Below are 25,478 nucleotides of genomic sequence, written 5' to 3' on the forward strand. Positions count from 1 at the left end.
TCCGCTGTCGACGGCGCCGACGGGGACCGACGCGCGCCTGCCGTCTCACCATGACGCTGTGCGTGACGTTCACTCTGGTGGCCGGCATCGTCCGGGTGTCCTCGGATTCCTCCGAGGACACCCGGACGGTCACCGCCGCCCGCGGCAGCGACGCCGCGGGCGGCGGGCCTGCGCCGTTCCGACGGGCACCGCACAAACCGGAGAAACACGTGCCCGCCTCGCACGCCCCCCTGGTGCCCTCCCGACCCCTGAAGGTCGCCATTCCCGCCATCTTCATCGAGGCGGCGGTCACCGGACTCGGCCTCGACACCAAGGGCCGGCTCGAAGCCCCGCCGTTGAGCAAGCCCAAGCTGACGGGCTGGTACGAGAAGGGGCCGTCGCCCGGCGAGGACGGCACGGCCCTGCTTGTGGGTCACCGGGACACCAGGACCGGCCCCGCCATCTTCCTCAACCTCAACGCTCTGCACCGGGGCGACAAGGTCGAGGTGGTGCGCGCGGACCGCAAAATCGCGGTGTTCACGGTGGATGCGGTGAAGACGTATACGAAGGACAAGTTCCCCGACGACAAGGTGTACGGGGAGACCGGGCGGCCCGAACTCCGGTTGCTGACCTGCGGCGGGCGTTTCAACGAGAAGGCAGGCTATTCGGCGAACGTGGTGGTCTTCGCCCACCTCACGTCGCTGAAGAAGGCGGCCTGAACGCCGCGGTCAAGCTCGGCCGGTACCTCGGGGGCGAGGTACCGGCCGCCCTCACGACCGGGGCGGGGCTGGCCCGCTCAGACCCCCGCCGCCCCGAACAGCCCGCCCGGCAATGCCATGTTGAGCGCCGTGCTGACCGACTTGCCGTGTTCCGTGCCAAGCCGGGAGGCCGCCCCCGTGGCAGCTGGAACAGCTCACCGCTCGCGGGATCAGCCGCAGGTAGGGCGGTTTGCACGCGCGGGAAGTGGGAGGGCGCCACCAGGACGATGTCCGCACCTCCGAGCCGCGACGCCTCCTTCCACACCAACGCGGGGCGCGGTCATGTCCACCGGGCCAAGGTGTTGTGGAACCGGCGCGTTGCAGCATTCCTTGCAGTTGCTCGACGGGGCGTTGGTGTTCGCCGTGAAGAGCGGTGAGGTTGATCAGACCGCCGGTGGCGCTGGGAGCACCCACTGCAATTTTGGCAGCGTCGCAACGTGATCGGTACGAACGAGGCCGAGGTACATAACGCGAAGGCTGCCGTCGTGAACGCCTGGCTGGCCTACCAGGCGTATGAACTACCACTGACGGAGCTCCATGGCAGCGCCTCAACGACGCCCGTGTCCGGGGAGGGTCGGCCCGCCGCTACTTCCACCGCGCCCCCTGTCTGGTGGGCGCGGCCTTGTCTGGCCGTCGCGTCTGCGGGGCTGCCCAGGGGCATCGAACGCGGGTGCCCCGTGATCGCGCTCTGCATGGGCTTACGGCCATCCCTGCGGTCACGCTCGTCGCTTGCGCGGACGGCACGCCACCATGTCCGTCTCCGAGGTCGCGAACGGCGGCTCACCTCCGCTCGGAAATGAACCACCCACTGCCGCAGAGCAACAAGGCCGATCTCCAGCACACATCCCGGCCCCGTCGCGCTGCCCTCCGTTGAGTAGAACCGAAAGGGCGTTCGCCGACCGCAGGAGTTCTCTGGGACTTCTCCGGGATTCCAACTCCATCAACCGGCGCGAGCATGAAACAACCGAAAGACCATGCGCGCAGGTCAGCAGCCAAAGGCCCCCATGGTGGTGGGTCAACACGCCGACTGGTCTCTTCCGGGACATCTGACCAGCAGGACTCAGCGGGCCAGCGCTCAGCGCCGCCCGCCCTCGGCATCCCGCCGGGATACGTCACCTCGACGGGTCTGATCTGACCAATTGATTTGCTGATATCCCATCAGAACGAGCGTCAGGATATCGCCCGTGACGCCCACACCGCACAACATGCGCACGCAAAAATCGCAGGTCAGGGGCCTTCGCGGCCGGTTCGAGGATGGCGACGCACTCCACGCGGTGCGTCATCGGAAAGACGTTGGCCTGGGCGAGTCACGGAAAAGCCCAGGTCAGACACCCATTTCTCAGCTCGCCATCCTGCGTGGGGGGACCTGGAGCGTCAAACGAGCGTCACAGCCGACAGTCGGTGAACAGGCCGCCAAAGTGCCCGCCGGGGCCGGCTACAGGTGCAGTCCCACATGGTTCACGATGAACCGCTTCTCCTCGGAATCGAGGGCGAAGTAGATGCGTCCCACCTCGGTGGGCGAGACGGTCTCCCGTACCTTGGTGGGCCTGCGCGAGAGACCTCGCCCCGTCCTGGTGCACGATGGTCACGCCACCCAGCTACCGACCCACGGCGGCGGGCCCGGGCTCTCTCTGGGCGTCCTGTCCCGGCGCAACCTGCACCGCCATCGCGACGCCGCAGGAGATCGGAGACCTCGTCCTGATGTGCTCGGACCGCCCTGACCGAACGTCGTCCGTCCGACCCGGACCATGACACGCGCCGCCTTCTCGTAGCTGCGCAACGCTGTTTCCGGGAAGCCGCCCCAGGCGCCGGCCACGCCGGACTCCAGGACTACGTCGACCACCTCGCGGCCCGCCTGGACGACCCGCACCGACGACGCGACGCTCCTCGCCCTGCGCCGAATCAGCACGTAGGGCCGGGGTAACGCGCGGGAAGAGTGTCCGGCCGAGGACCTCGGCGGCGACCTCGATGTACCGGCCGGAACGCGGCCGTGGGGGGCGGCGTTGGCTGCGACTTCCGCGACGAGCAGCGCGGCGGTGTCGGATGCCTCGCTGCCGTGCGGCACGCCCCATGCGTCGAGCTGGTGCAGCAAGAGCCGACGGGCGAGGAGCGCGCCACGCTCGCCGGGCGGAGCTGAACCGCTGGAGAAACACAGCCGCGAGGGGTTACGCATGGCCGGTCGTGGGAGCGGACGGTGCAGTTATCCGCCCACGGCGGCGGCGCTCAGTACCCGCAACCAGGTGCGACGCGCGTACGCCGTCCCGGCGTACGCGCCCACGAGTGGCCGGTGCGCGGCACAGGCGATCACACCCGGGCGACCTCGTCCGGAGACGGCACCGTGGATGACCTCCGGCCATGTCGAGGGAACGGCCCCTGTGCTTCAGAGGTCTTGCAGGCGACTGCGAGGCTGCTGGTTCGACGGCGTGGACAGGGCGTCTGCGGCTGCTTCCATATCGACGTCGACCTGGACTCTGCGGAACTGTTCAAGGGTTTCGAGCTCCTGGTCCGTGAAGCCTCCTTCGCTCAGACGAATGGCCTCCGCCAGGAATTGAACGGTCTGCCCGATGCGAACGGCATCCTCCGCGGCGCCGCGGTGGAGCGATCGATAGGACGTGGCAGTGGGGCCCTGCCAGCCGGTCTCGATGCCGTCGACGATCTCGTCCATGCGCTTGAACTGCTTGTCGAGATACTCGTGCATGTCATCCAGATCGTCAGCCAGCTTTTTCAACTGCGACGATGTATAGGCGAGTTTGGGCTCATCACCCATGTCGGTCCCCCACGTTCGAACCTGCGTTGCAAGCCGACCAACCCTAGCAACACGGACACAACTTCACAGGCATGGGGTGTCACGCACACGCACACCTCTATCACCCCTGCCATTGAGGGGCCAGGCTTCGAATTGGGCAGACATGTGGCCGACATGCGACCCGGTACCCGCACCGGACTCCGCTCAGGTGATGAGTAGCATCATTGGTGACTGCTTCTAGGGGGATCATCACCGTGCCGGACGAAGACGGCATCACCGTCAATTTCGCAACTCTGCAACAGCTTTCGGGTGACCTGGAGGGCATCCTCCGCGTCCTCAACGAGAAGCTGGACACGTTGTACGAGCGGACCGCCAAAGCCGTGCTGAGCTGGGACGGTGAGGCACGCGAAGCGTTCATCGACGAGCTGGACAAGTGGAGCCACTCCGCCGGCGACCTCAAGGCAACCCAGGCTTGGCTCCACGAGGTCGTGGTGAAGGGGCACCTGAACTACGCCGCGGCCAACAGGTCCGTACTCGAAGGCTGGGGAGGCGGTGCCTGATGGCCGGCCCTTCCTCACCCGCCCAGCCGCCGGGTGGTAGCGGCACCATCGACGTCAAGCCGAGCGACCTCTGGTCGGTCTCCGGCCGGGTCGCCGCGCAGCAGGACTTTCTGGTACGGGGTGCCAAGACGCTTCTCGAGGAGCTGGGCAAGTACCCCGACGCAGGCGGTGCCGGCACAGAGGCCGAGAAGTTCGCCCGGGCGTACAAGAAGATCGGCAATCGCTGACTGGAGGTCTGGGGCCGGTCCGTACTCAGCGTCGGCGGTGTCGCAGTTGGGTTCACCGAGACGGCCAACGCCTACACCAGGGCAGACGTGGCGGCCCACCCCAAGCCGGGGAAGATGGCCGAGCAGCGCCCGCGGCCCGCGGTCATCGACAAGGCCCCGAACTTCGACTCGGTACCAGATATCAAGTGGGGCGACGACGACGGCGGCGACGACATCCTGCGCAGCCTGATGGAGGGAATACCGGAAATCGTCCGGGACCTCCTCCAGCCACTGTGCAAGAACGTGTTCCGGATCGGAAGGGTGGCGGACGTCCACCCCTTCCCGCAACAGCACTACCTCAACTCGCTCTGTCACAGCTGGATGAACGTATCCATCACCGCGACGTTGGGGGCGGACCAGCTCACCCAGGCGGTGGGTGCCATCACCAACCACCAGCAGGCGGAATGGGAAGCCGCGATGCGGACCTTCTGCAGCGCCCTGTGGGGAGGGACGGCGTGGGGGCAGCAGCGGCACGGCTACCAATGGGGGCAGACCGCCAACTCAGGTCCGGGCACGCCGCGGGTTCCCACGGGCAGTCAGCCGGTTCTGGCCGTGCTGAAGGAAACTGCGGACAAAATTGCCACTATTCTGCGCGAGTACGCCGAGGCCGCCGTCGACCTCAACCGCGATGTCGAGGACGAGCTCCACCGCGCCATGTGGAAAGCCGCCAGGGAGATCATCGAAGATCTCGCCAAGCCCAAGGACCCCAAGAGCATCCTCGGCACCGTCACCTCCGTGATCGGCAAGGGCGCGGGCCTGATCCTGTCGTTCGACGTCAAGACAGTACTGAACATCGACACGAGCAAGCTGAACGGGATCGTCGACAAGTACACCGGCATCCTGGAGGGCCTCACCACGCGCATGGAGGCGCTGAGGGAGCCGCTGGACGAGGCATTCCGGAGCGCACCCAAGTTCGAGGCCGGCGTCGCCCGTGCCCACGGCTTCGGCACCAGGGCCCTGGAGGAGTTCAAGGACTCGAAGGTCTGGCTGAAGGTCGATTCGAACGGCGACTACGACCTGAACCTCGCCGCCAACGAATACATGGCAGACGGCCACACTTTGGACAAGCACGTAGGCAAGACGGACGAGCAGTTGGCGCAGCGCCTGCGTGATCAGCAGGGGAATGGTCCTACCCCCGCCTGGCCGCACGGCAAACCGAAGCCCAGCGCCTCCTCGGCCTTCCCGAACTACCGGCGGGCAGAGGAGCTGACCGAGTACAACCTCAACAAAAACACGTCCGCTATCGAGCTTTGGGTCAAGGGCCCTCCCCCGCCGGGGGAGGGCGAAGTCAGAGACTTCCACTCGACCGCGCCGAACGGCGAGACCAGCGGCCGCAGTGTGAGCAAACAGCCGGTGGACCTCAACGACCCGCTGTCCGGCTACAAACAGGGCGGCATGAATGCCAGGTCTTACGACGCCACAGGTATCGACACGCGGCTCCGGTACGACAGCAGCCGCACCCCGCCGTTCACCGTCATGACGTCGATGCCCTCCAAGTCCTAGCGCACGCCGAGAAAGGCCAGCACCACATGCCCCTCGAACAGAACTCTTGGGAAGCCGCCGTACGCCACCTGTTCGAGGACGCGTACCCGTACGACGCCACCGGCCCACGCCGGCACGAGGACTGGGTCCTTGATGTCCTCAAGCTGATGGCTCGGGCCGTCCCGGACCCCCGGGGCTGGACGGGTCTCGACGATTCGGCGCAGGACCCGGAGCGCGAGGGGTTTGCCACGTATCCGTTCGCTGTGCACCCCCCGGAGTACATCGCGCAGCGTCTCCGCGAGATCGATCGGGCCAGCGCCGAGAACCTGCTGCTGGCCCTCACGGACGACTGCTGCACCCTGTCCAACCTGAAGCGCTTCACGGAGAGCGAAGGAGAATTGCGGGCGATGGCGAGGACGATCCTCGCACGTTACGGCGACGAGGCCACTTATCACACCAACGTCAGCCGGCCCGGCCCTGTGCCCGGAGCACTCGACTTCACGACGTCGCACTGGGGGTACAACCCCCTGAGCGTGTACTCGGAGGACTGCGGCCTGATCGTCGTCTCGGACACTGAGGTCGGCATGTTCTGGAACTTCTCCGACTACTGAACCATTTGCCGCTCGTACGAGCGCAGGATCCGACCAGGTGATTTGAAAGGATGCCCCGTGCTGACCCGTTCCGCCTCCTATCCCGACCGGGAGACCGCCCAGTGGGCCACCCAGCAGGTGGTGACCGCCAACGAACAGGCCGTCCACCGCTGGCTCGCCCAGAACACCCGGGTCCGCCTCACCATTGAGGCAGCCTGGCCGTCCCGTGAGGAACCCGTGGGCCGGGTCCAGCTGGAGGGCGACCTGATGGCCGGGCGCGGCCCCGTCGACGTGCGCGCGGCGCGCGTGGTGCTGCGCCGCGAGGCGACGAGTCCGCTCGGCTTCGTCGTCCACACGACCGTCCCGTTCTACCTGTAGGGGTCACACGCACATGTCCATGAAGCCCCTCGAACACGACCGGCGATCGTCCCCGCAGACTCACTGGGAGTGGCACGCGCGTTTTCCGGAGACCGCTCAACTGCTGGGGGGCTGGTTCTCTCAGGACATCGTTGACGAGTTTCGCGGCCACGACGCCGCAGTCACCGACTACGCCGAAACCACAAACCCACAGTTGGTCGCCCACCTCGTGGGGGAACTGCACGAGTTGCTCGCCCTCCCCCTGGACGACGGGGACTACGCCCTGGCTGCCGCCGAACTCGGCATGGAGGTGAGCCCGCCGGAACCGTTCTCCCACGGCGCCTGGTTCCAGTCGCTGGCAGCGACGCTCTCCGGTATCTGATCCGGCTGAGCGGTCGCGGAACGGGCGCTCCACAGCCGCAAGACGGCACGAACATGGACAGCACCTCAGGGCCGAGCCCTCGCGAGACCCAACCTGAAGGTCCGTCCGGCCGGTGACCGCAGTCCTTGAGAACATCGCCAGGGCCTCAACAGCGCAACCCGGAGGAGACGCAGGCGATCCGCAGTCCGAACCGGCTCCGGACGCCAGCTCACCTGTCATGCCCCGCACCATCTGTCCGACCAACATCATGGGCCATGCCCGCCGGCCGACGACACCCCGCACCCGTGCGGAGGAACTCCTCGGCACTGACGCCAACGACTTCGCGCTGCACTGGGAGAACCCCATCACCGACCCGGCCTCCGCTTGGGCGGGGGTTACGGCGCGATGGTGGGTGACCGCGGAGAGCAGGCGCCTGTGGGTGGCGGCCAGCTGGGTTGATCCCTTCAGCACCTTGCCGTCGGCGGCGATCGCTCGGCGCGGTCCGGCCCTGTCCCCGGCGGCCTCGCGCCGGCCCGCGTGGTAGGCAACGACCGTCCGGTCGAGGGCGTCACCTACGACAGTCGCCAGCACCCGGCCGATCATGGTCCGCGAAGCCACAGCGCCACTAAAAGCTCCACTCCCGCACGTCGACAGCACGAGGTCCGCGAACGAGGCGCACCTTTCATTCCCCCACCAGTCGCCACAACCACGCCAGTCCCCGAACAGAAACCCAGGCTTGGCCGGCCGCTCTTCGGGTGTTCAACTACCGCCTCCAGGACAGGACGGCGTGTTCACGCCAATCGTCTATAAAGGGGCGGCTGATTGACCCTGCGACCAGGGGCACTCCGGGCATTCGTTCGGCGCGACACGTCTGGATCCAGCCCCATCCGCCGCCGTGCGTTAGTTCGATCCACTTTTGGATCAAGCATTACCCCGACTCTGTTCACGACTTACCCACGGGTGATGCACTGTGCGCACACGAGCGCGAAGACTTCTCACAACACTCCTGGCTCTGGCTCTCCTGGCCGTCGCAGGGGTCATCCCCTCCTGGGCCTCCCCCGGAGGCCAACAGACCTCCATACCCCCATCGGCTGCCATACGGACGGCCGCGGCGAGAACCGCTTCGGACCTCCCGAAGCCGCCCAAGGCCATGACGCTGGCCGAGAGACGCCAGCAGGTGAAGCGGGACCGGGGCGAGCTGTCGCCCATGCACAACTACATCGACCCGCGCGCAGAAAAGCCCTCCGGCACACCGCACCCCCGTCCCACGGAACCCGCCGACCGGGGCCCGGCCGGCGGCAAATCGGCATCGCCCTTCGGCGCGCAGGCAACAGGCAATCCGACATGGGTCAGCGCGTACGCCACCGCCTACCCGGCGATGCTGTCGCTCGGCGGGCAACTGCAGTTGCCTGCGGGTATGTCCGCATCCAAGGTGTCCGGGATGTGGCTCTACGTCCGCGACGAGGCGGGGAACTACGTCCACCAGCAGGAGATCAAACGCACCACCGGTGATCCTTCGGACCGCTACCTCGACAACGGCGCCTGGTGCTACGGGTGGTGGCCGAGCAACGCCTACCCCGCCGACCAGTGCTTCTGGTGGAGCGGCAGCACGCTCGGGGGGCATCTCGAGGATGGCAAGAAGTACTACGCCTGGATCTTCCTGACCGGCACGGACGGGTCTTCAAGTCCGGGCGGAACCACCTCTCCCCTGGTGGAAGCCTTCTACACGCCTGACATTCCCGGAGCACAGGCGGGCATCTGCACCTGCTACGCGCAGGCTCACCGTGCGGACCCGGTCAACACGGCGACCGGCATGTTCTTCGAGCAGCTTACCGACGCCTCCCTGATCGGCCCAGGTGTGCCCCTTGCTCTGGAGCGGACGTACCGTTCCGACTCGGCCACGGCGGGCCTGCTGGGCCGCGGCTGGGCGACACCGTTCGACTCGTGGCTCACGGTCGCGACGGGAAAGGTCACCTACCGGGCGGACGACGGGGCGTCGTTCGTGTTCACGCAGAACAGCGACGGGACATACAAAGCCCCGGCCGGTTCTACAGCCAAGCTGGTCAAAGGCACCAGTGACTACATCCTGACCACGCCCGACCACACCAAGCGGACCTTCACCAGCGTTGGTCAGCTCGTTTCCGTCGTGGACAAGGCAGGAAAGGGGCTGAACCTGACGTACGTGTCCGGCAAGCTCGCCTCCGTCAAGGACGCCTCCGGACGCACGACGACGTTCACGGTCGGCGCCGACGGGCTGCTGACCAAGGTGGCCCTGCCGGACACGACGTCGGTGTCCTACGGCTACACCGGTGGTTTGCTGACCTCGGCGACCAATCCCGCCGGAAAGACCTCTTCCTACACATATGACGCAAACAAGCGGCTGTCGTCCTACACCGACCCCGCAGGCGGCAGGGTGCGCAACACCTACGACACCGCAGGCCGGATCACTTCCCAGACCGACCAGAACACCAAGACGACCACGTTCACCTGGGACGGCAGCCGCGAGGCGCACACCACGGCGCCCGACGGCGGCGTGTGGACCGACGTGTACTCCGGCAACGTCCTCATGTCGACCATCGACCCGTACGGCAAGAGCATCACCTACGACTATGACCGCAATCTGCGGCCTGTTGGCATCACCGACCAGCGCGGCAACACCACGTCGATGACGTACGACAGCGCCGGCCGGATGCTCACGCGCAGTTCGCCGTCGGGGCTCGGCTACAAGGAGATCTGGACCTACGACACGTCGGGCAACATCACCAGCCACACCGACGGCCGCAGCCACAAGACCGCGTACGCGTACAACACGTCCAACCAGCTGACGACGACCACCGACCCGCTCGCCGGCACCACCTCCTACACGTACACGGCACTCGGCGCCATCCAGACGGTGAAGACACCACGCGGCAAGGTCACCACCTACGGCTACGACACAGCCGGGAACCGCACGTCGGTGACCACACCCCTGGGTGAGAAGGCGACGTTCACCTACGACGCGGCCGGGCGGATTCTGACCAGGACGGACCCGCGTGGCAACGTCACCGGCGCCGACCCCGACGCCTACACAACGACGTACGCCTACGACGGGCGAGGGCTGCTCAGCTCGGCCACCGACCCGCTGGACCGCACCACGACCTACACGTACAACGGCGCGGAACAACTCCTCACCGCGAAGAACCCCAAGGGCGACACCACGGCATTCGCCTACGACGATGCCGGGAACCTGACCCGAACGACGGACGCGGCGGGCAAGTTCGTCACCCGCGCCTACAGCGCCGCCGGGCACCTCGCCTCCGAGACGGACGCCGCCGGCAACAAGACCATCTACGCCTACGACAAGGTGGGACGCTTGCTCAGCAGCGTCTCCCCGCGCGGCAACGTCACAGGCAATGATCCGGCCGCCTACACCACGAGCTACGCCTACGACGCCGCAGGGAACAGTACCAAGGTCACCGGTCCCACCGGCGCGTTCACCACCACGACCTACGACGCGATCAACCGGCCTCTGGTGAACACCGACCAGCTGGGCCGCACCACCGCGTACACGTACGACGCCAACGACAACGTCACCAAGGTCACCGATGCCGCGGACAGGACGACCCTCTCCGTCTACGACAAGAACAACCAACTCACCAGCAGCACCAACCAGCTGAGCAAGACCAGCACCTACACCTACGACGCCGACGGGCACCTGCTCAGCAGCACTTCGCCCCTGGGCAACAAGGAGAGCTGGACCTACGACGACGACGGCCGCCAGGCCACGGCCGTCGACCCGCGAGGCAACGTCACCGGCGCCTCTCCCGCCCAGTACACCACCACCTACGACTACGACCCGTCGGGCAATACGACCGCCGTCACCGACCCGCTCGGCAACGTGACCAGAACCGAGTACGACGCCGTCGGGAACGTCACCCGGAGCACGGACGCCGACCAGCGCGCAACCACCTACCGGTTCGACGAGCTCGACCAGCTGACCACCGTCACCGCCCCCGGCGGCGCGGCCACCACCTACGGCTACGACGCGGTCGGCAACATGACCGGTCGCACCGACGCCAACGACCACGTCACCATCTACGGTTACGACGCGGCGCACCGCCTGACGTCGGTCACCGACCCGTTGGACCGGGCGACGACGTACGCGTACGACGCGGACAGCAATCCGGTCGGGGTGACGACGCCCCGCGGCTCCACCACTCGGACGTACGACGTCCGTGGTCTGGTCACGAAGATCGACTACTCGGACGCCACGCCCGACGTCACCCTCGGCTACGACGACGCCGGACAGATGACGGCCCGTGCCAACGCGAAGATGTCCGAGGACTTCGTCTACAACGCGGTCGGTGACCTCACCAAGACCCGCGGCTTCGCCTACACCTACGACGCCGCCGGGCAGATGCTCACCCGTAAGTACTCCGACGGCAGCACCATCGGCTACACGTACGACAACGACGGCCGCACCGCCACGATGACGGCCGACGGCACCACCACCACCTACACCTCGGACGCGGCGGGCAACCTCACCAGGACGGCGCTGCCCAACACGGAGACCGAGGAACGCACCTACGACCGGGCGGGCCGCGTCACCGCCGTCACCTCCGCCAAGGCTGGCACTACGGTCACCAAGACCGCCCTGACCTTGTCAGCGGCCGGCCTGCCCACCCGCGTCGACGTCACCCGGGCCGGAGTCGGCACCGGCGGTTACGACCAGACCTACGACACCGCGGGCCGTCTCACCTCCGGCTGCTACCCCCAGCCCTGGATCACCGGCTGCGCCGCGACACGCGCCACGTCCTACACCTACGACAAGGTCGGCAACCGCCTGACCTCCACCCTGGGCACCACGTCCACCAGCTACGCCTACGACGACGCCGACCAGCTCACCTCCACCACCGCCGGGGCCATCACCACCACATACGACTACGACGCGGAAGGCAACCAGACAAAGGCCGGCGCCAACACCTTCACCTACGACCTGGCCGGACAGATCTCCTCCGCCACCGTCGCGGGCACCGGCTACGCCTACGACCACGACGCCAGCGGTAATCAGGTCGCCACGCTCCAGGACGGCACGGTCACCAGCCGGACCCAGTGGGACCCCAACGCCCCCCTGCCGATCCTGGCCACCGAGTACGACAACGCCTGGACCGTCAAGCAGTCCTACCGCTACGACCCCATCGGCCAGCCCGCAGCCACGAAAACCGGCACAGGCGCGGTCTTCTACTACCACCACGACACCCAGGGCTCCCCGCTCGACGTCACCAGCAGCACCGGCACCCTCCACCAGCGCTGGGCCTACGACCCCTACGGCACCCGCGTCCTGGGCACCGTCACCGGAGGCGCCCCCTCAAGCACCCCCTCCTACACCGGCGCCCGCTACGAAACAACCACCGGCAACCTCGACCTCCACGCCCGCCAATACACCCCGCCCACCGGCCGCTTCACCAGCACCGACCCGGCTGCCCGCAGCGCCTCAACCCCTTACGTGTCCCCGTACGCCTACGCCGACAACCAGCCCACCCTGCTCACCGACCCGAGCGGCCGAACCCCCGACGACCCGAACGGCAGCGTCGACGGCATCGGCGACGTACTGGGCATCTTCGGCGACGCTTTCGCCGACGTCGTCAAGTCGCCCTTCGTGTTCCTCGGGGACGCACAGGATGCCTTCACCGGCGAGAACGGCGGCGCTGGTGCCTTCCTCGACAAGTACCTCCCGGTCCGTCCCGCCTACCGCCTCTACCGCGCCGAATACATGCTCCGCCAACAAGGCTGCGACGCACTCGCCGACCTCTACGCCGAAGCAGCCGACGAACTCACCCAACAGGTCGCCGTCACCGGACTCGGAGGACTGACCGGGTGGCGCAAGGCAGCCGTGGCACCCGAGTTGCGCGGACACAGCATTCCCTCTCACGGTAAGGGCGTCGGCCCGGCCCGCGTTCGAATCCCTGGCGGGCGGCCGGACGGCCAAGCCGTCATCGCGGGCCACGGGGCATACGTCCGAGGCACGGGGGACACTCAGATGCCTAGCGGCACCTGGGGCTACCTCTATGTCGAGGACGGGAAAATGCTCGGACAGCCCGTCGGACTTGCCGTCGAGCAGGGCAAGAAAGTGAAGCCCACGGAGATCTTCGGACCCGGCAAGGACATTCCGAACTACACCGTGTTCCCGGGGACCGACCTGAGGATGATGTCGGGGTCGATCACGGTGAGCAAGCCCACGCTGCTCAGCGATATCCTCAAACCCAACATGGGACCCGTGCACATGGCCTTCTGCCGAGAACACTGCAACCCACGCTGAGGAGTGGTTATGCCCCACTACCCCGACATGACCGCCTACGTGTACGACACATCGGACCAGGAGATGCTCAACGTCGGCTGGTTGGCGCCCGATTGTGCTTACCGCACCGGGATCGTGGACGACCGTGTGATCGATGCAATGAAGGCCCTCAGCAGCGCCTACGACAACCAGACGCGCGGTGTTCACGACTGCGAGTTCTGCTCGACCGAGCGGCCCGTCATCCTTGGTGGTCCGGCCTTCGACACCCAGGTGTGGCTCGGCTCTGCTGAGATCCGGGCTCAGGACACCGACGGCACTGTCTACTCGGCCCCCAACCTCGTCATCCACTACATCACGGAGCACCGCTACTGCCCCCCCGTGGAGTTCTGCCGGGCGGTAGTCAGGACGGCTGGGATGGATGGCCGTGGCGAGCTGGTCTTGGCTGACTAGCTCCAGGGGAAGGCAATCCGCAGGTCGCGAGATCCAGGCGGGAGACGCAGCGTCCGGCCACCTCAATCAGGTGGCCGGACGCTGGCCTCATGGGCCGAGCCCTTCACCGACAGCGACAGCGACAGCGACAGCGACAGGACCATCTCCCCTATGCCGCCCAGACGTCGCTGCTGTTCTTGACCAGCATCGGCTCGAACGTGCTGGCGTCGTGTTCCTGGACGGCCAGACGGGACATGCCGACCTCTCGCCATGGCGGAACTTCTCTCTCCTGAGGACAGACTGATGCTGAACGTCGAAGACGCTGCCGTGCTGGCCCAGAACTTCCTGGACCAGCAGGTCAGCCACGAAGGCCTGGCCCTCGCGCTCGTCGGAGGGGAACGCGCCCAAGTGGGAGGCGACTTCTTTTTCGGCTGCCAGTCAGCTGCCTATCTCCGTGACGGAGACCCCCGGGCCATAGTTGTAGGTACGGGCTACTTGCGCGTTGACGGAAATACCGGAGAATGCCGACTACTGGGTGCAGTCGAGTCTGCAGAGCTCGACCTCTTCTGAACTGACCGGTCAAAGCACCCGCAGAACGTCGTCAGGCGACAGGCCCGTTGCCTGCGGCAATCATATGCCGCAGGCAAGGGGTCGGTGGGCCTTTGACCCAGCTCTCAAGGTGATCCCGGGTCAGCGCGCTAGCACAGGCGACGGGGGCCCCAGTCCAAAAGCTACGCTCGCTTGCCTCGGCCTCCATGGCACGGCCTTCATCTCGAGCCGTTCCTCGAGATCGCCGCAGATCCGGGAGACCTCGCTCTTCGATTTGCCGGTGTCCGAGCCGAGCGCCTCGACCAAGCCGTCGACGTTGCGGGCAGAAGCCCGTTGCGGTAATCGCCCGAGTGGAAGCGCGATCGTTCCACGACGGTAGCGATCTGCACGGTGGCCTCGACCACCGACTGCAACAGCCGCTCGGCGACCCCCCTGACGAGTTCGAGACCGTCCGCCGGATGTAGTGACTCACGCAGGCGAAGCCGGCCACGTCGGGACAGAGACCTCCGTGCATCCCCTTGGGTCGACTGCCGGTTCCCCAAACAGGCGCACGGCGGCTGACCGCGTTCCCTGCAAACAGCCGATGCACACGACGACTCAGAACAGGGCGGACACCTCCGCCAAGATCTGCTGCACCTCTCCACAGCACACTATCGGTGCAGCGAGACGCCCACACCGGAAGACCTTGCCCTGCCGATGGTCCGGTCCGCAGGACCCCAGCCAGAGAGAGTTCCGGGCGGTCAAGACTTCCTATGCGAGCGTCATAGAGCGTCAAGACTCTCCGATCGAGACCCTGAAGACATCGCCGACGCAAGCACCTCCCTGATGGATTCGCAGGTCAGGAATGCACGAGGGGCGATCCGTCCCCTCGACCCGCCGCACCGAGGGAAACAGGTCGAGCAACCCACCCGGACCACAAATCCGCAGGTCAGGCACCCTTAGCCACGGGTTCGAGGATCGCCACACACTCCACATGATGCGTCATCGGAAACAGATCGAACGCCCGCAACGTCCGCACCCTGTACCCGCCCTCCGCGAAGTACGCCAGGTCCCGGGCCAGCGCCGCCGGGTCGCAGGCCACGTACGCGATCTTGCGGGCGCCCAGCCCCGACAGGTGCTTGACGACCTGCTTGCCCGCGCCCGCGCGTGGCGGGTCCAGGACGATCAGGTCGCACTCCGTGATGCCCGTGCGGGGCAGGACCTGGTCGACCTTGCCCTGTTCGATGCGGACCCGGTCCAGGTCCTTCAGGTTGTGGCGGGCGTCCTCGACCGCGCGCTTGCCGGACTCGATGCCGAGCACCGCACCCTTCTCGCCGATGCGCTGGCCGATGGCGCCGGCGAAGAGGCCGACGCCGCAGTAGAGGTCGAGGGCCGTGTCGTTCTTGCGGGGCAGCAGGCCCTGCATGACCGCGCGGACCAGGGTGTTGGCGGCCTGCGGGTGGACCTGCCAGAAGCCGCCGGAGCCGACGCGGTACGTGCGGTCGTCGGCGCGCTCGCGGACGAAGGCTCGGCCGTGGACGCGGTGGACGCCGGCGTCGTGCTCCTCGACGCGGAGTACGGAGACCGGCTTGTCCAGCTCGACCAGGGGGAGGCGGCCGCCGGGCTTCGGGGTGAGGATGACCTGGCGGTCGTTGGAGCCCGTGGCCGTGATGGCCTCCACCGCGGCGATCTGCGGCCACTCGCGCTTCTCGACACCGAGCTCGGAGACCCCGGGTGCGGCGATCAGGCAGCGGTCGATCGGCTGGACGTCGTGCGAGCGGTGCTTGCGCAGGCCCGCCCGGCCCTCCGCATCGACGGTGTACTGCACACGGGTGCGCCAGGCGGGGACCTCGCCCGGCGGGAGCTTGTCGCCCTCGGCGGGCATGACCGTGCCGTCCCAGCCGGCCTCCTCGGGCGTCAGGCCCGCCAGGCGCTGGAGCTGCTCGGCGATCACCTCGCCCTTGAGGCGGCGCTGGGCGCCCGGCTTGGCGTGCTGCCAGTCGCAGCCGCCGCACATGCCGGGGCCGGCGTACGGACACGGGGCCTCGACCCGGTCCTTGGACGGCTCGAGGATGCGTACCGCGTCGGCCCGCAGGAAGCGGGAGTCCGTGTCGCCCTCGGTGACCCTGGCGACGATCTTCTCTCCGGGGAGCGTGTGCCGGACGAAGAGGACCTGGTTCTCGGCGGTACGGGCGATGCAGTGGCCGCCGTGTGCGACGGGCCCGACCTCGACCTCGTACTCCTCCCCGACCAGCGACGACGTGGGTGCGTTCTGCATGAGGGGAGGCTCCAGGGAGGAAGAGGGCAGGGCGGGCGTGCGGCCGGACGACAGCCCACCAGTCTACGTGGGTGTGCTCGGGGTGCTTACCAGGAGCCGCGTACGTCCGGGTCGGCCCTGGACGCCTTCGCGCGGCTCACCCCTTCCGGTTCGGCTCCTTGGACCGGCGCTCCACCGGGCCCCGGCGCACCGCCCCCGGAGGGTTCCAGTCCGCGCGCTTCCTCGCCCGCTTCTTCGCCGCTTCGGAGGACTGGAGCTGGTACGGGACGGAGGTGACCATGACGCCGGGGGTGAAGAGCAGGCGGCCCTTGAGGCGCAGGGCGCTCTGGTTGTGGAGCAGGTGCTCGTACCAGTGCCCGACCACGTACTCCGGGATGTAGACGCTGATCACGTCGCGCGGGCTCTGGCGGCGCAGGCCCTTGACGTACTCGATGACCGGGCGCGTCACCTCGCGGTAGGGCGAGTCCAGGATCTTGAGCGGTACGTTGATGCCGCGCCGCTCCCAGTCCTCGCGCAGCGCCTTCGTCTCGTCCGGGTCGACGCTGATGGAGAGCGCCTCCAGGTGGTCGGTGCGGATCAGCTTGGCGTAGGCGAGGGCGCGCAGGGTGGGGCGGTGGAGCTTGGAGACCAGGACGATCGCGTGGACGCGGGAGGGGCGGACGCTCTCGTCCGAGGGGGTCTCGTCGGCGGCGATCTCGGCGGCGACCCGGTCGTAGTGCTTCCGGATCGCGGTCATCGTGCCGTAGAAGATCACCATGCCGAGCAGGGCGACCCAGGCGCCGTGGGTGAACTTGGTGGCCAGGACCACGACCAGGACCAGGCCGGTGAAGAAGGCGCCGAAGGCGTTGATGGCGCGGGATCGGATCATGTGGCGGCGCTTGGCCTCGTCCCGCTCGTCGGCCAGCAGGCGGTTCCAGTGCCGCACCATCCCGGTCTGGCTGAGGGTGAAGGAGACGAAGACGCCGACGATGTACAGCTGGATCAGGCGCGTGGAGTCGGCCCCGTAGATCCAGACCAGCAGGATGGCGGCGCCGGCCAGCAGCACGATGCCGTTGGAGAAGGCGAGCCGGTCGCCGCGGGTGTGGAGCTGGCGCGGCAGGTAGCGGTCCTGGGCGAGGATCGAGCCGAGCAGCGGGAAGCCGTTGTACGCGGTGTTCGCGGCCAGGAAGAGGACCAGCGCGGTGGCCGCGGCCAGGAGCATGAAGAGGAACGAACCGTGGCCGAAGACCGCCTCCGCGACCTGGGCGATCACCGGGTCCTGGGTGAAGCCCTCGCCGACCGGTACGCCGTCGCGGAGCAGGTCCTTCGCCGGGTTCTCGGCCATCTTGACGTCGGTGGCCATGGCCAGGCCGATGATCCCGCAGAACATGGTGACGGCGAGCAGGCCCATCATGGCGAGCGTGGTCGCGGCGTTCTTGCTCTTCGGCTTGCGGAAGGCGGGGACCCCGTTGCTGATCGCCTCCACGCCGGTGAGGGCGGCGCAGCCGGAGGAGAAGGCCCGCAGGAGGAGGAAGACGAGCGCGAAACCGGCGAGTCCCTGGTGCTCGGGCTCGATCTCCAGCTCGGAGGTCGGCGCGTGCATCGGGTCACCGAGGACCAGGCCCCGGAACGCGCCCCACAGCAGCATCAGGAAGACGCCGGCCACGAAGAGGTAGGTGGGAACGGCGAACAGCTTCCCGGACTCCCTGACCCCGCGCAGGTTCATCAGGGTGAGCAGGACGATCGCGCCGATCGCGCAGAGCGTCTTGTGCTCGATGACGAAGTGGATCGCGGAGCCCAGGTTCTCCACGCCGGCGGAGATCGACACGGCCACGGTGAGGACGTAGTCGACCAGCAGGGCACTGGCGACGGTCAGTCCGGCCTTGGGGCCCAGGTTGGTGGTGGCGACCTCGTAGTCGCCGCCGCCGCTCGGGTACGCGCGGACGTTCTGCCGGTAGGAGGTGACGACCGTGAACATCAGGACCACGACGGCCAGCGCGATCCAGGGGCTGAAGTGGTACGCCGACACGCCCGCGATGGACAGGACGAGGAGGACTTCTCCGGGCGCGTACGCCACCGAGGACAGCGGGTCGGATGCGAAGACGGGGAGCGCGATGCGCTTGGGGAGGAGGGTCTCCCCCAGCTTGTCGCTGCGCAGCGCCCGGCCGATCAGAATCCTTTTGGGCACGTCGGTCAGTTTGGACACGCTGAGGATCGTAAGCGCAGCCCGCACCGGTCGAGGACGCCTGATCGCCGTGGCCCGCCTGTCTTCTGCGGTGGGAGCAGAAACCGGCTGTAATCCTTAACGCAATCCTTGCGATCCACGCAGCGCTTTTACTCCCCCTTTGCCCGCGTGTCGAGGCGAACGCACACGCGGATGAGGCAATGGCCTCGGTGCGGCATAAGCTCGTCTCCGGGCAACGCCGAAGGTGGTTGCCCCGTTGTTTGCCCGGCAAGCTGAGAGAGAAGTGTGAGCAGCGTGTTTTCGCAGGTCAGCCGGACGACCAGGACGGCGAGGTAGGCGCACAGTGCACATCGTCATCATGGGCTGCGGGCGCGTCGGAGCCGCTCTCGCACAGACCCTTGAGCAGCAGGGGCACACGGTCGCGGTGATCGACCAGGACCCGACGGCCTTCCGCCGCCTCGGGTCCGGGTTCGGCGGTCGCCGGGTCACCGGGGTCGGCTTCGATCAGGACACCCTCCGCGAGGCGGGCATCGAGGAGGCCGGGGCGTTCGCCGCGGTCAGCAGCGGCGACAACTCCAACATCATCGCGGCCCGGGTGGCCCGCGAGATGTTCTCCATCGAGAACGTCGCGGCCCGTATCTATGACCCCAAGCGGGCCGAGGTCTACCAGCGGCTGGGCATCCCCACCGTGGCGACGGTCCGCTGGACGGCGGACCAGATGCTGCGGCGGCTGCTGCCGTCGGGCGCGGAGCCGCTGTGGCGTGATCCGAGCGGGGGTGTGCAGCTCGCCGAGGTGCACACCACGCCGTCCTGGATCGGCCACCGGATCAGCACGCTCCAGGAGGAGACCGGCGTCCGCGTCGCCTTCCTCACCCGGCTGGGCGAGGCCATTCTGCCGACGTCGCAGACCGTCCTGCAGGAGGGCGACCTCGTCCACGTGATGATGCGTACGGACGAGATCGCCAAGGTCGAAGCGGCCTTCGCCGAGGGCCCCGAGGAGGGCGGTCACTGATGCGTGTGTCGATTGCCGGGGCGGGCGCGGTGGGCCGTTCCATCGCCGCCGAGCTGCTGGAGAACGGGCACGAGGTGCTGCTCATCGACAAGGCGCCAAGCGCCATCTCGGTGGAGCGGGTCCCGTCGGCCGAGTGGCTGCTCGCGGACGCCTGTGAGATCACGTCGCTCGACGAGGCGGCGTTGCAGCGGTGCAACGTGGTGATCGCGGCGACGGGCGACGACAAGGTGAACCTGGTCGTCTCGCTGCTGGCGAAGACCGAGTACGGCGTGCCGCGGGTGGTGGCGCGGGTCAACCACCCGAAGAACGAGTGGCTGTTCAACGAGTCCTGGGGCGTGGATGTCGCGGTCTCGACCCCGCGCCTGATGTCGGCCCTGGTGGAGGAGGCGGTGAGCGTCGGCGACCTGGTCCGGCTGCTGCGCTTCAGCCACGGCGACGCCAACCTGGTGGAGCTGACGCTGCCGCCGGAGTCGGCGCTGGCCGGCACCCGGGTCGGTGACGTGGCGTGGCCCGAGGACACCTCACTGGTCACCATCATCCGCGGGACGCGGGTGCTCACGCCGAGCGCCGAGGAGTCGCTGGAGGCCGGTGACGAGCTGCTGTTCGTGGCCGCCCAGGCGCGTGAGGAGCAGTTGGAGGACCTGTTGTCGGTCCGCCGCGACCCGTCGTCCGACAGCGACGCGTGAGCATGTGGAAAGTGGTGCGTGAGCATGTGGAAAGTGGTGCGTGAGCACTCCGACAGCTGACGCGTGAGCACAGGAGGGGCCCGTGACCGCACAGCGGCGGTCACGGGCCCTCTTTTACGCGTTCTTACGCCTCCGGGTTGCGCAAGGCTGCCGCGGCCTGCTCGGCCTTGCGGTCCTTCTCCGCCTGCTCCTCGGCCTCCATCTCGGCGAAGAGGTCGATGGGCGGCGGAGCCTTGGCGAGGAAGACCCAGGTCAGGTAGACCGCGAGCAGGAACGGCGGGATCTTCAGCGCGATCAGCACCCAGCCGAACTGGGTGGTGTCGGCCCACCAGTAGAGCGGGAAGAGGATCGCGCACTTGGCGAGGAGGATGAGCCCCCAGGCGTAACTGGCCTTGGTGTACGCCTTCTTGCGGCCCGGGTTGCGGGTCCGCCAGGAGAGGTTCTCCTTGAAGACCGGGCCGAGGATCAGACCGATCAGCGGCACCCCGGCGGCGGCGGTGCCCAGGTAGGCGACCGCCAGCCCCAGCGTGTAGAGCATGCCCGGCAGGTAGAAGTCCTTGGCGTTGCCCGTCATCATCGCGAAGACCACACCGAAGGCCACGCCGAAGACGCCGCTGAAGGCGTGCTTCACGGTGTCCCGGCGGATCAGCCGTACGGCGACCAGGGCCAGGGACACCGCCAGGGCCGCGATGGCCGAGATGTGCAGGTCCTTGTTGATGGTGAAGATCGTGACGAAGAGCAGCCCGGGTAGGACCGTCTCCACCATGCCCCGCACGCCGCCGAAGGCTTCGAAGAGGGCGGCTTCGGTGACCGCCTTCGACGCGGGGTCCTGCTGACCGGCGTTCTGCGGGCCGGCGTTCTGCGGGCCGGTGTGGTGGGGGCCGGTGTGGTGGGGGCCGGTGTGGTGGGGCTGGTCCGTTTCGGACGTCGGCTTGTCGAGAGACGTCACCGGCTACTCCTTGCCGAGCGGTCGGAGTTCGTATGTGGGGTTGAACAGCACCCGGCGCCCGTGGCTCATGGCGACCCGGCCCGAGGCGATGATCCTGCGGCCGGGCTCTATGCCGACGATGGAGCGCCGGCCCAGCCAGACCACGTCCAGCGGCTCGGTGCCGTCGAAGAGCTCCGCCTCCAGGGCGGGCACTCCGGCCCGGGGACGGAGGGTGACGGTCCGCAACGTACCAGCCACTTTCACGATCTGCCGGTCGGTGCACTCGGAGATACGGGTGCATCCGGTGGCCTGGGCGTCCTCCCGCAGCTCCTGGGACTCCAGGTCCTCCTGGGAGCTGGAGAGCCGGTCGAGCATACGGCGGAAGCGCCCGGTGGGCCTCTCCGCCCTGCCGGCCTTCTCGTGTCGAGGAACAGCACTCATACCCGAAGGGTACCGGTCGTCGGCGGCGCTGACGGAGGTCCCGGAGGACCACTCGAAAGGATGACGCGCCGGGCGGGCGGCACGCGGCCGGGCGCGTCCTAGCCGCGCTCGAAGCGGTAGCCCATGCCCGGCTCGGTGACGAAGTGCCGGGGGTGTGAGGGGTCCGCCTCCAGCTTGCGGCGCAGCTGGGCCATGTAGACCCGCAGATAGTTGGTCTCGGTGCCGTAGGAGGGGCCCCAGACCTCCTGGAGGAGCTGTTTCTGGCCGACCAGGCGGCCGCCGTTGCGGACGAGGACCTCCAGCAGGTGCCACTCCGTGGGGGTGAGCCGTACGTCACGGCCTCCGCGGTGCACCTTCTTCGCCGCCAGGTCGACGGTGAAGCCGGCCGTCTCCACGATCGCCACGTCCGCGGTGACGTCCTGCCCGACCGGTTCCGAGCGGCGTACCGAGGCGCGCAGCCGGGCCAGCAGCTCGTCCATGCCGAACGGCTTGGTGACGTAGTCGTCGGCGCCCGCGTCCAGCGCCTCCACCTTCTCGTCGGAGGTGTGGCGCGCGGAGAGGACGAGGATCGGGACCCGGGTCCAGCCGCGCAGGCCCTTGATCACCTCGACCCCGTCCATGTCGGGCAGCCCGAGGTCGAGCACGACGACGTCGGGGTGGAGGGCCGCGGCGAGCTGGAGGGCGGTCGCCCCGTCGGGCGCCGCGTCGACCTCGTACTTGCGCGCCTTCAGGTTGATCACGAGGGCGCGTACGATCTGCGGCTCGTCGTCGACCACAAGCACCCGGGTCATCGCGGACCTGCCTTTCTGCTGTACGGGCTGTGCTGGCTGTGCTGACTGTGCTGGCTGTACGGGGAGTGGGTGGGGTGCACGTGGGCGGGGTGCACGTCTTCGTACGGGGACGGGGCCGGCGGGTCCGTCATGAGGCGGCCTCGGCCGGGAGCGCCGCCCGGGCCTCGGCCCGTCCCGGGGCCGCTGCGAGCGTCAGGACCATGGTCAGCCCGCCGCCGGGGGTGTCCTCCGCGTCCAGGGTGCCGCCCATGGCCTCGGCGAAGCCCCGGGAGACGGCGAGGCCGAGGCCCACCCCGGCGCCGCACGGGGCGTCACCGTACCGCTGGAAGGGCTCGAAGATCCGCTCCTTGGCCTCGTCGGGGACACCGCGCCCGCGGTCGACGACCCGCAGCTCGACGCGTCCGCCGAGCGCGCTGGCGGCCACCACGATGGGCTCCCCGCCGGGGCTGTACTTGACGGCGTTCTCGACGACGTTGGCGACGACCCGCTCCAGCAGCCCGGGGTCGACGGCGACCATGGGCAGCGTCTCGGGGATGTCCAGGTCGACGCTGCCCTCGGGGACCCCGCCGAGCGCCATCGGCACCACTTCGTCAAGGTCGATCTCGCGGATCAGCGGCGTGACGGTGCCGGTCTGGAGGCGGGACATGTCCAGCAGGTTGCCCACCAGGTGGTCGAGCCGGTCGGCGCCGTCCTCGATGCCTTCGAGGAGCTCCGCCTCGTCCTCGGGCGACCAGGCGACGTCGTCCGAGCGCAGCGAGCTGACGGCGGCCTTGATCCCGGCGAGCGGGGTCCGCAGGTCGTGGCTGACGGCGGCGAGCAGCGCGGTCCTGATCCGGTTGCCCTCGGCCAGCCTGCGGGCCTGCTCGGCCTCCCAGACCAGGCGCTGGCGGTCCAGCACGACGGCCGCCTGGGCCGCGAAGGCACCGAGCACCCGGCGGTCCTCGGCGGGCAGCACCCGGCCCGACAGCGCGAGCGCCATGTTGTCGCCGACCGGCATGTCCACGTCCGCGTCATCGGGGCGGGCGACCGGCGCGGGCCCGACCGATCCGGCACAGGTCCACGGCTCGACGTCGCCGGCACGCTCCAGCAGGGCGACGGACTCCATGGCGAAGGTCTCGCGGACCCGTTCCAGCAGGGCGTCCAGGGCGGTCTCGCCGCGCAGCACGCTGCCCGCCAGGAAGGAGAGGATCTCCGACTCGGCGCGCAGCCGGGCGGCCTGGTGGGTGCGCCGGGCCGCCAGGTCCACCACCGAGGAGACCGCCACCGCCACCGCGAAGAAGATCACGATGGCGACGAAGTTCTCCGGGTCCTGGACGGTGAGGGTCCGGGTCGGCGGGGTGAACCAGTAGTTCAGGAGCATGACGCCGACGGCGGCTGAGGCGAGAGCGGGTCGCAGGCCCCCGAGGAGGGCCGCGGCGACGGTCAGGGAGAGGAAGAGCAGGACGTCGTTGGCGAGGCCGGGGCCGTTCTCCAGGCTCCGCAGCAGCACGGAGAGCAGGACGGAGCCGACGACGCCGACGAGCCAGCCCCAGATGATCCGGACCCGCCCGAGCCGGCCGCCGCGGGCGATGGGCAGCCCGCGGCCCTTGGCTACCTCTTCGTGGGTGACGATGTGGACGTCCAGGTCGGGTCCGGACTCCCGGGCGACGGTGGCGCCGACCCCGGGGCCGTAGATGTACTGCCAGGTCTTGCGGCGGCTGGAGCCCAGCACGATCTGGGTGGCGTTGACCCCGCGGGCGAACTCCAGGAGGGCGGCGGGTATGTCGTCGCCGATGACGTGGTGGAACGTTCCGCCGACGTCCTCGACCAGGGTGCGCTGGACGGCGAGCTCCTTGGGCGACGCGGAGGTCAGCCCGTCGCTGCGCGCGATGTAGACGGCGAGGATCTCGCTGCCCGAACCCTTGGCGGCCATCCGGGAGGCGCGGCGGATGAGGGTGCGGCCCTCGGGCCCGCCGGTGAGGCCGACGACGATGCGTTCCCGGGCCTGCCAGGTGGTGCGGATGTTGTGCTCGCCCCGGTACTGCTGGAGGTACTCGTCCACCCGGTCCGCGGTCCACAGCAGGGCCAGCTCGCGCAGGGCGGTGAGGTTGCCGGGGCGGAAGTAGTTCGACAGGGCGGCGTCCAGCTCGTCGGGCTGGTAGATGTTGCCGTGCGCCATCCGGCGGCGCAGCGCCTGGGGCGACATGTCGACCAGCTCGATCTGGTCGGCCCGGCGCACCACCTCGTCGGGGACCGTCTCCTGCTGGCGTACCCCGGTGATCGACTCGACGACGTCGCCGAGTGACTCCAGGTGCTGGATGTTGACCGTCGATATGACGTCGATCCCGGCCTTGAGGAGCTCCTCGACGTCCTGCCAGCGCTTGGCGTTGCGGGACCCGGGCACGTTGGCGTGGGCCAGCTCGTCCACCAGGGCGACGGCGGGGGCGCGCTGCAGGACGGCGTCGACGTCCATCTCGGTGGAGGAGGCCGAGCGGTAGGTGATCTCGCTGCGCGGGACCTGCTCCAGGCCGTGCAGCAGCACCTCGGTACGCGGCCGGCCGTGGTGCTCCACGAAGGCCACCACGCAGTCGGTGCCGCGCTCGACCCTGCGGTGGGCCTCGGAGAGCATCGCGTACGTCTTGCCGACGCCCGGTGCCGCGCCCAGGTAGATCCGGAGTGTGCCGCGTCCCATGACCCCATTGTCTTCTTCCGTCCGGCCGTCTCTGTCCACGGCCGGTGGCGCCCGGTGCGGCTGCCGCCCTCGACGCTACTCCGCGCGGGGTGGGCATCCGGGGCCGGGAGCGGGGGCGGGACGCGTATTGACGGAACTCTGATGTTCGCAGCGCCGGGGGAAGGGCCTGGTGGG

Annotated in this window: 20 protein-coding genes and 2 pseudogenes; 13 read left to right on the top strand and 9 right to left on the bottom strand. The window is 68.5% G+C overall.

Annotation, left to right across the window (positions count from 1 at the left end; all coding sequences use genetic code 11):
* Positions 1-50 precede the first annotated feature (50 nt).
* Positions 51-698 (top strand): class F sortase, encoded by a 648-nt coding sequence (locus tag ACIQAK_RS22280; protein ID WP_366390640.1) that lies wholly within the window; start codon positions 51-53, stop codon positions 696-698.
* Positions 699-775: 77 nt separating this feature from the next.
* Here the strand turns inward: ACIQAK_RS22280 and ACIQAK_RS22285 are convergent.
* From ACIQAK_RS22285 to ACIQAK_RS22295, 3 genes and pseudogenes are all read right to left on the bottom strand, one after another.
* A pseudogene (locus tag ACIQAK_RS22285) lies at positions 776-990 on the bottom strand (histidine phosphatase family protein); the annotation flags it as partial.
* A gap of 1,725 nt (positions 991-2,715) precedes the next feature.
* A pseudogene (locus tag ACIQAK_RS22290) lies at positions 2,716-2,890 on the bottom strand (ATP-binding protein); the annotation flags it as partial.
* Between the two features lie 227 nt (positions 2,891-3,117).
* On the bottom strand, positions 3,118-3,504 hold the full coding sequence (locus ACIQAK_RS22295) for a WXG100 family type VII secretion target (protein WP_366390641.1): 387 nt from the start codon (positions 3,502-3,504) through the stop codon (positions 3,118-3,120).
* Between the two features lie 233 nt (positions 3,505-3,737).
* Between ACIQAK_RS22295 and ACIQAK_RS22300 the strand changes: the two genes are divergently transcribed.
* The 10 genes from ACIQAK_RS22300 (at position 3,738) to ACIQAK_RS22345 (ending at position 14,375) form a co-directional block, all read left to right on the top strand.
* Positions 3,738-4,043, top strand: coding sequence for a WXG100 family type VII secretion target (locus tag ACIQAK_RS22300; protein ID WP_366390642.1), 306 nt, complete (start codon positions 3,738-3,740; stop codon positions 4,041-4,043).
* Positions 4,043-4,270 (top strand): hypothetical protein, encoded by a 228-nt coding sequence (locus ACIQAK_RS22305; RefSeq protein ID WP_366390643.1) that lies wholly within the window; start codon positions 4,043-4,045, stop codon positions 4,268-4,270. Before ACIQAK_RS22300 ends, ACIQAK_RS22305 begins: the two co-directional genes overlap by 1 nt.
* Before the next feature lie 114 nt (positions 4,271-4,384).
* The gene (locus tag ACIQAK_RS22310; protein ID WP_366390644.1) at positions 4,385-5,812 is read left to right on the top strand and encodes an RNase A-like domain-containing protein; all 1,428 of its coding nucleotides are present in this window, start codon (positions 4,385-4,387) and stop codon (positions 5,810-5,812) included.
* 26 nt (positions 5,813-5,838) lie between these two features.
* Positions 5,839-6,402, top strand: coding sequence for a hypothetical protein (locus ACIQAK_RS22315; RefSeq protein WP_366390645.1), 564 nt, complete (start codon positions 5,839-5,841; stop codon positions 6,400-6,402).
* Positions 6,403-6,459: 57 nt separating this feature from the next.
* The gene (locus ACIQAK_RS22320) at positions 6,460-6,759 is read left to right on the top strand and encodes an RNase A-like domain-containing protein (RefSeq protein WP_366390646.1); all 300 of its coding nucleotides are present in this window, start codon (positions 6,460-6,462) and stop codon (positions 6,757-6,759) included.
* A gap of 19 nt (positions 6,760-6,778) precedes the next feature.
* Entirely contained in the window at positions 6,779-7,120 is a 342-nt protein-coding gene (locus tag ACIQAK_RS22325) for a contact-dependent growth inhibition system immunity protein (RefSeq protein WP_401848755.1), read from the top strand.
* Positions 7,121-7,337: 217 nt separating this feature from the next.
* Entirely contained in the window at positions 7,338-7,643 is a 306-nt protein-coding gene (locus ACIQAK_RS22330; protein WP_366390647.1) for a hypothetical protein, read from the top strand.
* 606 nt (positions 7,644-8,249) lie between these two features.
* Entirely contained in the window at positions 8,250-13,397 is a 5,148-nt protein-coding gene (locus ACIQAK_RS22335) for a putative adhesin (protein WP_366390648.1), read from the top strand.
* Positions 13,398-13,406: 9 nt separating this feature from the next.
* Positions 13,407-13,826 carry a hypothetical protein gene (locus ACIQAK_RS22340; RefSeq protein WP_366390649.1) on the top strand — a complete coding sequence of 140 codons (420 nt, stop codon included), beginning with the start codon at positions 13,407-13,409 and terminating at the stop codon, positions 13,824-13,826.
* Positions 13,827-14,075: 249 nt separating this feature from the next.
* Positions 14,076-14,375, top strand: coding sequence for a hypothetical protein (locus tag ACIQAK_RS22345; protein WP_366390650.1), 300 nt, complete (start codon positions 14,076-14,078; stop codon positions 14,373-14,375).
* 907 nt (positions 14,376-15,282) lie between these two features.
* Here the strand turns inward: ACIQAK_RS22345 and ACIQAK_RS22350 are convergent.
* Positions 15,283-16,611 carry a class I SAM-dependent RNA methyltransferase gene (locus tag ACIQAK_RS22350; RefSeq protein ID WP_366390651.1) on the bottom strand — a complete coding sequence of 443 codons (1,329 nt, stop codon included), beginning with the start codon at positions 16,609-16,611 and terminating at the stop codon, positions 15,283-15,285.
* A 136-nt stretch (positions 16,612-16,747) separates the two neighbouring features.
* A complete protein-coding gene (locus ACIQAK_RS22355; protein WP_366390652.1) occupies positions 16,748-18,796 on the bottom strand; it encodes an APC family permease in 2,049 nt (682 codons plus the stop codon).
* A 322-nt stretch (positions 18,797-19,118) separates the two neighbouring features.
* Here ACIQAK_RS22355 and ACIQAK_RS22360 point away from each other — a divergent pair, with 322 nt between their 5' ends.
* Both ACIQAK_RS22360 and ACIQAK_RS22365 read left to right on the top strand, forming a co-directional pair.
* On the top strand, positions 19,119-19,787 hold the full coding sequence (locus ACIQAK_RS22360; RefSeq protein ID WP_366390653.1) for a TrkA family potassium uptake protein: 669 nt from the start codon (positions 19,119-19,121) through the stop codon (positions 19,785-19,787).
* The gene (locus tag ACIQAK_RS22365) at positions 19,787-20,473 is read left to right on the top strand and encodes a TrkA family potassium uptake protein (protein WP_366390654.1); all 687 of its coding nucleotides are present in this window, start codon (positions 19,787-19,789) and stop codon (positions 20,471-20,473) included. Before ACIQAK_RS22360 ends, ACIQAK_RS22365 begins: the two co-directional genes overlap by 1 nt.
* Positions 20,474-20,597: 124 nt before the next feature.
* On the opposite strand, the gene ACIQAK_RS22370 is transcribed toward ACIQAK_RS22365, so the two are convergent.
* The 4 genes from ACIQAK_RS22370 to ACIQAK_RS22385 form a co-directional block, all read right to left on the bottom strand.
* A complete protein-coding gene (locus ACIQAK_RS22370; protein ID WP_366390655.1) occupies positions 20,598-21,422 on the bottom strand; it encodes a DUF3159 domain-containing protein in 825 nt (274 codons plus the stop codon).
* 3 nt (positions 21,423-21,425) lie between these two features.
* A complete protein-coding gene (locus ACIQAK_RS22375; protein WP_366390656.1) occupies positions 21,426-21,842 on the bottom strand; it encodes an OB-fold nucleic acid binding domain-containing protein in 417 nt (138 codons plus the stop codon).
* A gap of 98 nt (positions 21,843-21,940) precedes the next feature.
* Positions 21,941-22,633, bottom strand: a complete 693-nt coding sequence (locus ACIQAK_RS22380; RefSeq protein ID WP_366390657.1) for a response regulator — start codon at positions 22,631-22,633, stop codon at positions 21,941-21,943.
* A gap of 127 nt (positions 22,634-22,760) precedes the next feature.
* Complete coding sequence (locus ACIQAK_RS22385) at positions 22,761-25,304, bottom strand: sensor histidine kinase KdpD (RefSeq protein ID WP_366390658.1); 2,544 nt, start codon at positions 25,302-25,304, stop codon at positions 22,761-22,763.
* Positions 25,305-25,478: the final 174 nt, after the last annotated feature.

Origin of the sequence: Streptomyces sp. NPDC088706 (assembly GCF_044752765.1) — a bacterium.
In the GTDB taxonomy this organism is placed as follows: Bacteria; Actinomycetota; Actinomycetes; order Streptomycetales; family Streptomycetaceae; genus Streptomyces.